The following is a 7,639-nucleotide window of genomic DNA, read 5'->3' as shown; positions in this document are numbered from 1 at the left end:
CAATAGCGACTCTTGTTCGGGTGTGGGGTAAAATCGGTAAGAATAGGCTTTTTCCATGTCTCACATTTTAGCATATATTTCGTAAATGTGTTAATATTTAACAGTAAAGCCGTCGTAGAACGACGGGGTTTCAGACCCAAATTTTCGATGAGCCTATCGACTCCCACCGTTACCGCGATCAATTATCCTGATGCTACCATCACTAGGGCTGAACGCGCCCTCTGTTGTTCTCCTTTCCGTCTCACCCTATTCGCCGCTATGCTTGAGCGAAGTGTATCACTTTTAAGCATCCCCGGTCCTGGAGGTTTAGAAAAAGGTTATACTTCCAGACTGCTGACGGAAGCGGCAGCGGAAAGCTATCTTCTCTGGTTGATTAAAGTGGGAATTTTGCGGCGCGAAGTAGATGGACAGGGGATAACCGATAGTTTTCGTCTCACTCCTTTAGGGAGGAAATTAATAGAAAAATGGCAACCCCAAGGGTATCTTTTCCCTAAACCCAATTTCTGGCAAAGATTTTTAAATACTCTGCAACGTTGGTTTTCTTTTTAAGCAAGAGGCAACAGGCAACCCCCCCCAACCCCTCGACATCGGGGGGGGGTTAATAGAAAGAATCTGGCAATTCTCCTACCTAAAAAAAGGTTATAAACTAAGTACATCAAAGCTTTTAGCTTAACAAATTAGGTTGTAGATTCGGCCATTGTTATCAGTTATCATACCAAATCCGGTTATTAAAGACTGATTATTTATTCTCCCTTTTGCCTATTGCATGAGTGCCTCTCCTCATAAGTAGCCCATACTCAACGGATTTAGTATCAGTTATCAGATGTGAGTTTTCAGTTACTGGTTATCAGTTATCAACTGTTTACTGATTACTGTTTATTGATTACTGATTACTGTTTACTGTTTACTGTTCACTGAAAATACTCAACTAAAAAAACTAGATGAAAGCAATTATGGTAGTGGGGACAACATCCCACGCGGGTAAATCTTTTTTAACTGCGGCTTTATGTCGTCTATTAAACCGGAAAGGTTGGCAGGTAACACCCTTTAAAGGTCAGAATATGGCTCTTAATGCCTATGTTACCGCCGGAGGGGGAGAAATGGGTCACGCCCAGGCGGTGCAAGCATGGGCCGCGGGGACAATTCCCCGGGTAGAAATGAACCCAATTTTATTAAAACCCCAGGGAAATATGACCTCTCAGGTGATTATTAAAGGCAAGGCTGTTGGTGTCACCACGGCAGCGGATTATTATCAGAATTATTTTGAGCAAGGTTGGCAAGCAATTAAAGAATCTTTAGCTAAATTATCAACAGAATTTGATCTAGTTGTCTGTGAAGGTGCGGGAAGTCCGGCGGAAATAAATCTCAAACATCGCGATTTAACTAATATGCGGGTGGCTAAATATCTCGATGCCGCTACTATTTTAGTGGTGGATATTGATCGCGGGGGGGCTTTTGCTCACGTCGTCGGTACGTTAGAATTATTAGAACCGGAGGAAAGAGCTTTAATTAAAGGTATTGTGATCAATAAATTTCGCGGACAAAAATCTCTCTTAGATTCGGGAATTACTTGGCTAGAAGATTATACAAAAATTCCTGTGTTAGGAGTTCTTCCCTATAGTGATATCTTTTTGAGTGCCGAGGATTCTCTCAGTTTACTCGATCGCCCCGCCCAAAAACCCAAAGCTGAACTAAATATCACTGTCATTCGTCTGCCTCATATTGCTAATTTTACTGATTTTGACCCTCTCTGTGGTGAAGCAACGGTTAATGTACGTTATCTAGAATTACAGGAATCTTTAGGTTATCCCGATGGGGTAATTATCCCCGGTTCTAAAACCACTGTCGCTGATTTAATTGCTCTTAATCAAAGTGGTATGGCTCATCAATTACAAGCCTATCACCAAAGGGGAGGTATTATCTTTGGCATCTGTGGTGGTTTGCAAATGTTAGGGCGATTAATCCTGGATCCTGACCATCGAGAAGGTTCCGACAGTGAGGCAGCAGGTTTAAATTTACTGCCCTTAAAAACGGTAATTACTGCCGAAAAAATTACCCGTCAACGACAAGTTTTATCTAATTTTCCCCAAGGGGGTTTACCAGTAACAGGATACGAAATTCACCAAGGAATAAGCGAATGGGAAAGTGAATCAGGTTATCAAAAAATGTTCGAGGAAGATGCTAGTCTAGGAATTGTCAATGATTCTCTCTCAATTTGGGGCTGTTATTTACATGGTATCTTTGATAATGGTTCTTGGCGAAGAACTTGGCTAAATCATCTGCGTCAGCGTCGCGGTTTATTATCTTTGCCTACGGGAATTGCTAACTATAGTGAACAAAGAGAAATAACCCTAGATGCTATGGCTAATTTAGTGGAAGAACATTTAAATCTTAAACCTATTCTTGCTCATTTGTAAGGAGAAATTATGACTATTTCAGTGCGTTTTTTACCCGATGATATCATCATGGAAGCGGAAACTGGAGAACTATTATTAGATGTGGCCAAAAAAGCAGGAATTGACATTCCTACCGGCTGTTTAATGGGTTCCTGTCACGCCTGTGAAGTAGAATTAGATGATGGTACTCAAATTTGTAGTTGTATTACCGGTATTGCGGGCGATCGAGATTCTTTAACCGTTCATTTATACTCCGATCCGCTTTGGTAGTTGTTAAAGTTTTCTGATAACAGAATTCAGCTATTACTGTTAAGTTTACGACTTCTAACTCGGAGAATACTGACTCGGCGACTTCTCGTCTAACGGAAGGTTTTTGATTTTTGCAGGATGTCCATTTATAATATTAAATGCAATATATTTATAAAATACCATGGTACATGGTATCAATGGGATGTGACAATAAATTTCACTAAACCCTTGACAAAAGTTACTTTTTGTATTACCCTGCGATAGTGGTGATGCCACGCAAAACACTTACACATTAACTGTTTTAAAATATGTCAGATTATTATCATTATCAAAATTCTTGCTGTGGGACTGCCCACGCTTATTTGCTACCTTCTCTAAGTCAGATTTTTGCCGATCTTGCTCCTCCTGAAAAGCGTATTTTTGATCTCGGTTGTGGCAACGGATCGATCGCTAATTGGTTATCAGAAAAAGGATTTCAAGTCAGTGGCTGCGATCCTTCCGAATCGGGGATAGCAGAGGCAAAAAAAGCCTATCCTGAACTTGATCTCTACGTTGGCTCCGCCTATGATGATCTGGCTAGTAAATTTGGTACTTTTCCGCTGCTAATTAGTTTGGAAGTGGTAGAACACGTCTATGCCCCGCGCGATTATGCTAAGACCGTTTATAATCTGCTGCAACCCGGAGGAGCTGCGCTGATCTCCACTCCCTATCATAGTTATCTCAAAAATTTGGCCCTAGCGGCTACGGGCAAGATGGACGATCATTTTACCGCTCTTTGGGATCACGGACATATTAAATTTTGGTCTGTCAAAACTATCACAAAACTGTTAACAGAAGCTAATTTATCGGTAGAGAAAATCTATCGTATCGGTCGTATTGCTCCCTTAGCGAAGACGATGATTATTCTCGCTCGTCGGGGTCAATAAATCATACTAAATCTTGTTTAAAAGGTATAGGAGAGGAGGGAGCAGGGAAGTTAAGCATTTGTACTAAAACTTCCAATACGCAGTTTAAATACAGTACACCTTAGTCAAACTTGGGAACAATCCAAGCTGCTATAATAGCCAATAAAACAACAATTTCTAAGACTTTATATAAGTTAAGAGATTGTAGCCACTGAAAAGTATTAGCTAGACGCAAACTTAACCCCCATTGACGTAATTGAGACAACCATAATTTCGGACTATCTTGTTCACGAAAACCCCATTTAAGGATAGATAATAACAGGGGAACCCCTCCCACTTTAGCAGTCATGAGCAGGTGCAGGATCAGACATACTGCCATAATTAACCAACTGAGCAAATGGGCATAATACCAAAAGTGATTTAATTCCCCTTCTGGTAGCCATTTGGAATCCATCATCCGGCCACTATACAAAGCAAAAGTTAGGGCAAAAAGAGTCAAAGTATTGACTAAACGATGGAGACTATACCACCAAATCGGCTTACCAAATTGGGTTAATTTGTTAAGAGAATCACTTTGAATTAATCTTTTGTTGCCCCGACGAAAAGCATAGATAGCAAAAATAGGAAAAATAATCAGAGTATAGAGGCCAAAAGTGCCGTGAATACTTTCAATTTCTCCATATTCTGGTAAGGGCAGTTTTAACCAACGACCGTCAAAAGTATCATAGGTCCAATAGGCCGTAACCATGGCGGCAATCAGGGCAATTCCCGTGAATCCGTGCAGAATTCGCAGTAAAAGAGGTTGATAGGGTTGATTAGTTTTCATCGACTCGATCGATACAATGGGGGGAGGTAAACTTTGGCCAGATACTATGTTAACTAATCCTTGGCTCGTCGCTGTTCTTCTCAATACCATCCTCCTCGGAATCGCCTGGATTGCCCCAAAAAAGCTCTTAACTGGCATGGGTTATCTCCATGCTTGGGTTTTAGGGGTAATTGTCTGGGGAAGCTTAGGATGGCGCGGTTATCTGATTGTTTTATTCTATTTCCTCGTCGGTTCTACTGTCACCCGCATCGGTTTAGCGCGCAAGGAAGCAGAGGGAATCGCCGAAAAAAGAGCGGGGGTACGCGGTCCAGAAAATGTCTGGGGTTCCGCTTTAGCGGGGGCAATTTGCGCTATCCTAAGTCTTTTTGCCGCTTCTCCCTGGGATTACCTCTTAATACTCGCTTATGTGGCTAGTTTTAGCACCAAATTAGCCGATACTACTGCCAGTGAGGTGGGCAAAGCTTACGGTAAAACTACTTATCTAATCACTAATTTTAAATCCGTCCCCCGGGGAACAGAAGGTGCTGTTAGTTTAGAGGGAACGATCGCCGGTTTGCTGGCAGCCACGGCTATTTCCCTGTTAGCATGGGCTATCGGTGCGATCGATCCTATCGGTGTGTTATGGTGTGTAATTGCGGCATTTATCGCCACCAATATTGAAAGTCTCATCGGTGCTACCCTACAAACTCGCTTTCTGTGGTTAACTAATGAATTGGTCAATGTGATCAATACGGTTATCGGTGCGAGCGTGGCTATACTGTTAAGCTTCCTCTGGTCTTTCAGCTAAAATTAAGTGACTAAAAAAAATTTTCAGAGAATATCTATGCTAAAGTGGCGTTTTTGTGCATTGACCCTGCTGTTACTGCTAATTACTGCCTGTGGGACGGAAAATCAACCCAATTCTAGTTCTAACACTGCAAGTAGTCCCGATGCTGGCCGCTTGCCAACGGTGAAAAATCGCGGTAAGTTAATTTGTGGCATTAACGGAGAAGTGCCGGGGTTTAGCTTTGTTAATGAAAAAGGCGAATATTCCGGCTTAGATGTGCAAATTTGCCGAGCTATTGCGGCCGCTCTCTTTAATGATCCCTCCAAAGTCGAATATCGTAAACTTAGCCCCCAAGAGAGATTTACTGCTGTGCAGACGGGAGAAGTGGATATTCTCAGTCGCAACACCACTTGGACGATTAACCGGGATACCGCCCTGGGGATGGAGTTTATCACCCCGGTTTTCTATGATGGTCAAGGAATTATGGCCACGAAAGCCAGTAATGTTAAGAAATTAGAAGATTTGAGCGGAAAGTCCATTTGTGTGCTATCGGGAACCACCACAGAACAAAATCTGGCCGATGCCATGGCAAAAGCGGGAGTTCAAGGTTATAAACCGATCGTTTCCGATGATGTGGAGGCCTTATATACAGCTTATCAGGCGGGGCGTTGTCAGGCCGTCACCTCCGATCGCTCCCAATTGGTGGCCCGGCGCTCGGTTTTTCCCCGACCGCAGGATCATCAATTATTAGAAGTGGTAATATCTAAGGAACCCTTGGCCCCGGCCGTGGCCGATGGTGATCCCCCTTGGTCGAATGCCGTCCGCTCGATCGTTTTTAGTTTAATTCAAGGGGAAGAATTTGGGATTAACTCCCAAAATATTGCCACTTTTGCCGATAGCAAAGACCCCAGTATTCGGCGCTTTTTGGGTATCGACGAGAAGTTAGGTGAAGATATGGGTTTACCCAATGATTTTGCCCAAAGAGTCTTAAAACAGGTGGGTAATTACGGGGAAATTTATGATCGTGAAATCGGTAAACCCCTGCAACTCGATCGAGGTTTAAATAATCTTTGGACAAAGGGGGGTTTATTGTATTCTCCTCCTTTTCGTTAATTTTAAAATTGTGTTTCCTGACGGGGAATATAGACTCCTAAGGCCGCCGGAATAACTCGAAACATGGCGGGAGTAGTGCTAGTAATTTCGCCATCGGTGTTAATACTATGGGGTTTACGAGTCTGAATTTGAATTTCTTTGCCGTTAAGAGTTCTCACCCAAGATAATAAACCCTGTTGTCCTCGCGGTAATGTCCACAAAAGCGGGAAAATTTGCCACCAGTGTTCAATTTCTAGGCTATATAAATCTAATCTTTGATCGTCAATTTGGGCATCGTGAGCGATCGGCATTCCTCCCCCATAATAACGACCATTTCCGATCGCTATTTGTAGGGTTTTAACTTTGATATTTTGGCCATCAATACCGATCATAGCGGTAAAAGGACGAGTTTTACTTAATACCTGTAAAGCTGTCCAAGCGTAGGCCAAAATCCCCAAACGTCGCTTTAAACCCTTGTTCAGTTTTTGGGTAATTTTCACACTTAATCCTAAACTAGCCACGTTGAAAAAGTATTTATTATTTACCCAACCTAGATCTATATATTTTAAATTACCTTCCGCAATAATTCGACAAGCTTCGGCAATAGAATTCGGTATCCCTAAAGTCCGGGCTAAATCATTAGCCGTTCCCAAAGGTATAATGCCTAGGGGCAGTTGAGTTTCCACCAACACATCCACCATAGCATTAAGAGTCCCATCGCCACCACCGACGATAACTAAATCAATATTAGAGCGATATTTTTCCAGCAAAAAAGGTATATCTTCTACCTTTTTCAAAGGGACGCTGATAATTTCAAAATCCCAATGATTGAGCAGCTCGACAGTTTGAGCAAAGTTTTCTTTACCCTTGCGCGAGTGACGATTAATTAGTAGTAAAGCTCTTTTAGTCATAGGTAATACTAAATCCTGTTTAAAAAGTATAGGATAGTGGGGTGGTCACTGCGTGCGCGTTGCGGGGGGAAGTGGGGTGATAGGGGAGAAACAATCCATAACTTGAGAGTTAATCACACTATTAAAAACGGATTTGGTATAAGTTTCTCAGCAATCCAAGGATAAAGGTTATTTGACATACTCCCACCGTCAAGCTACGCTGTGACGGGGGATTCTTTCTACATTGCTGTTAGCAATTCCTTGCTCGACGAGACAACTTAGATTCTCAATGTCTCCATTAAGAATCCAGATGCCGGACTCTCCCAAGTCGTTTGGTTCGGTTTCTGTTTTCCCAACAGTACCGTTGAGATGATTTCCCAAATATTTCAACCCTTTTTTAAGAATGATGATTGCTGCATTATGATCCCTATCTCAGACTGTTTGACAATTGGGACATTGATGAGTTCTAGTGCTTAATGTTTTTTGAACTCTCGTCCCACAAACTGAACAATCTT

At 42.2% G+C, this 7,639-nt stretch carries 9 protein-coding genes and 1 pseudogene; 6 read left to right on the top strand and 4 right to left on the bottom strand.

Going from position 1 to position 7,639, the window contains the following annotated elements; all coding sequences use genetic code 11:
* Positions 1–57, bottom strand: a 57-nt coding sequence (locus IM322_RS23285; RefSeq protein ID WP_190357389.1) for a helix-turn-helix domain-containing protein, incomplete at its 3' end; no start/stop codon positions are given.
* 90 nt (positions 58–147) lie between these two features.
* On the opposite strand from IM322_RS23285, the gene IM322_RS08875 reads away from it, so the two are divergent.
* The 4 genes from IM322_RS08875 to IM322_RS08860 all read left to right on the top strand — a co-directional run bounded on the left by IM322_RS08875 (position 148) and on the right by IM322_RS08860 (position 3,571).
* Positions 148–549 carry an Npun_F0494 family protein gene (locus IM322_RS08875; protein WP_286827017.1) on the top strand — a complete coding sequence of 134 codons (402 nt, stop codon included), beginning with the start codon at positions 148–150 and terminating at the stop codon, positions 547–549.
* Positions 550–941: 392 nt separating this feature from the next.
* Entirely contained in the window at positions 942–2,417 is a 1,476-nt protein-coding gene (cobQ, locus tag IM322_RS08870; protein ID WP_287675379.1) for a cobyric acid synthase CobQ, read from the top strand.
* Positions 2,418–2,426: 9 nt separating this feature from the next.
* A complete protein-coding gene (locus tag IM322_RS08865; protein WP_287675377.1) occupies positions 2,427–2,666 on the top strand; it encodes a 2Fe-2S iron-sulfur cluster-binding protein in 240 nt (79 codons plus the stop codon).
* 287 nt (positions 2,667–2,953) lie between these two features.
* Positions 2,954–3,571 carry a class I SAM-dependent methyltransferase gene (locus IM322_RS08860; protein WP_287675375.1) on the top strand — a complete coding sequence of 206 codons (618 nt, stop codon included), beginning with the start codon at positions 2,954–2,956 and terminating at the stop codon, positions 3,569–3,571.
* Positions 3,572–3,671: 100 nt separating this feature from the next.
* Here IM322_RS08860 and IM322_RS08855 read toward each other — a convergent pair whose 3' ends face one another.
* Complete coding sequence (locus IM322_RS08855) at positions 3,672–4,376, bottom strand: cytochrome b/b6 domain-containing protein (protein ID WP_287675373.1); 705 nt, start codon at positions 4,374–4,376, stop codon at positions 3,672–3,674.
* A 46-nt stretch (positions 4,377–4,422) separates the two neighbouring features.
* On the opposite strand from IM322_RS08855, the gene IM322_RS08850 reads away from it, so the two are divergent.
* Both IM322_RS08850 and IM322_RS08845 read left to right on the top strand, forming a co-directional pair.
* The gene (locus IM322_RS08850) at positions 4,423–5,163 is read left to right on the top strand and encodes a TIGR00297 family protein (protein WP_287675371.1); all 741 of its coding nucleotides are present in this window, start codon (positions 4,423–4,425) and stop codon (positions 5,161–5,163) included.
* Between the two features lie 36 nt (positions 5,164–5,199).
* Positions 5,200–6,255: an amino acid ABC transporter substrate-binding protein gene (locus IM322_RS08845; RefSeq protein ID WP_287675369.1), complete on the top strand. Its 1,056-nt coding sequence runs from the start codon at positions 5,200–5,202 to the stop codon at positions 6,253–6,255.
* Positions 6,256–6,257: 2 nt separating this feature from the next.
* Here the strand turns inward: IM322_RS08845 and IM322_RS08840 are convergent, their stop codons facing one another.
* Positions 6,258–7,145: a lipid kinase gene (locus tag IM322_RS08840; protein ID WP_287675367.1), complete on the bottom strand. Its 888-nt coding sequence runs from the start codon at positions 7,143–7,145 to the stop codon at positions 6,258–6,260.
* A 189-nt stretch (positions 7,146–7,334) separates the two neighbouring features.
* A pseudogene (locus tag IM322_RS08835) lies at positions 7,335–7,639 on the bottom strand (zinc ribbon domain-containing protein); the annotation flags it as partial.

This window comes from Microcystis sp. M109S1 (genome assembly GCF_020247025.1).
GTDB lineage: Bacteria > Cyanobacteriota > Cyanobacteriia > Cyanobacteriales > Microcystaceae > Microcystis.
The sequence above is the reverse complement of the archived record's forward strand: the minus strand, read 5'-3'. Positions and strand labels throughout refer to the sequence as shown.